This is a genomic window from Actinomadura logoneensis (genome assembly GCF_003428695.1).
Classification (GTDB): Bacteria; Actinomycetota; Actinomycetes; order Streptosporangiales; family Streptosporangiaceae; genus Spirillospora; species Spirillospora logoneensis.
Map to the genome: position 1 here is coordinate 1 of NZ_QURH01000511.1, position 1,354 is coordinate 1,354.

The window sequence follows — 1,354 nt, forward strand, 5'->3', positions numbered from 1 at the left end:
CGGTGCGCGACTCCCAGGCCGCGACGCCGGCGGCGACCCGGTCGGCGGGGCCGTCCACCGGGCCGTCCACGGGGCTGCGGCGCAGCGCCCGGTAGTGCGCGGCCTCGCGGCGGTGGTGCCGCGCCATGATCTTGGTGGCGATGCCGAACAGCCACGGGCGGGCGTCCGGCTGGGTCAGGTCGTACCGGTGCCGTCCGCCGAACGCGGCGAGGAAGGTGTCCCCCACCAGGTCCTCGGCGGTCTCGGGGCCGAGCCGGCGGGACACGTAGCGGTACAGCATCCCGGAGTAGCGGTCGAACAGCGCGGCGAACGCCTCCGGATCGTCGTGCGACCGGCGGATCAGCTCCGCGTCGTCCGCCGTCACGGCGGGCGGGGCGGTCATCGTGGACACCACGGCCTTCCCGGGGATAGCGGGGCTCGTCTCATCGACGGTGTCTTGCCGTCCGGCCCGCCCCGGGTTCGCGATTTCAAGATCACCCTTTGGTAACGAAGTGAACTTTCGGGATAACCTGCGCATCTTCCCAGGGAGAGCGCGAGGACCCGGACCACGGGGGGTCCGGGCCGTTTCCGCGCTCTTCCGCTTCAGGGGCGAGCAGGAGGACGCGGCGTGACGGACGACGCCCAGAACCGGCCGGGCGACGAGACGGGTCCGGCCCGGCCGGAGACGACGGAGTTCGCCGTACCCGCTCCGCAGGACGCCCCGGCCGCGCGCCGCCCCTCCGGTGAGGGCGAGCGGGAAGGCGAGGGCGAGCGCGAGGACGAGGGCGACGGCGAGCCGGAGTCCGGTTCCGCGCCCGGGTCTGAAGCTGAGCCGGAGGCCGGGGACGTCCCGGCCGAACCCGACGAGAACGACGGCGAGGGCGACGTCCCGGCCGAGGAGCCCGCGCCGAAGCGGGACCGGGGCCCGCGCGAGTCGGGGCCGCAGCCGGTGCAGGCGTCCAAGTCGTCCGGGCAGTGGACGATCACCGCGCCGGCGCGTCCGGAGAGCGAGCCCTTCCGCTCGGCGTCCCCGACGGTCGAGGACAGGCTCCCGACCGTCCGCGCCGCGGAGCCGGAGGAGCCCGCCCACGACGAGGACGCGCCGCGCACGAGCGGCCCCCACCCGACCACCCCGCACACCAGCGGTTCGCACCCGGCCACCCCGGCGCCGACCGACGAGTCGTCCAGGCCCTCGCGGACCAGCGGAACCCATCCGACGACCCCCCGGAGCGGCGGGCCTTCCGAGGCGTCCCCACGCCCGAGCGCCGCCGAGGAGCCCCCCGCCCGCGACTCCGAGTCCCGCAGGGCTCGCCGGGAACCGGCCCCGCGCGACGGCGGTCCGGACGAGGCGGCTCCCCGCAGGGGCGGCCGGCAC

1 protein-coding gene and 1 pseudogene are annotated in these 1,354 nt (G+C 76.5%); one reads left to right on the forward strand and one right to left on the reverse strand.

Translation table 11 applies throughout. The features are described 5' to 3' along the window. A partial coding sequence (locus DZF91_RS23695) for an RNA polymerase sigma factor (RefSeq protein ID WP_268915971.1) occupies positions 1-382 on the reverse strand: 382 nt, incomplete at its 3' end. Positions 383-607: 225 nt separating this feature from the next. Here DZF91_RS23695 and DZF91_RS23700 point away from each other — a divergent pair. Continuing rightward, positions 608-1,354 (forward strand): annotated as a pseudogene (locus DZF91_RS23700) (hypothetical protein); the annotation flags it as partial.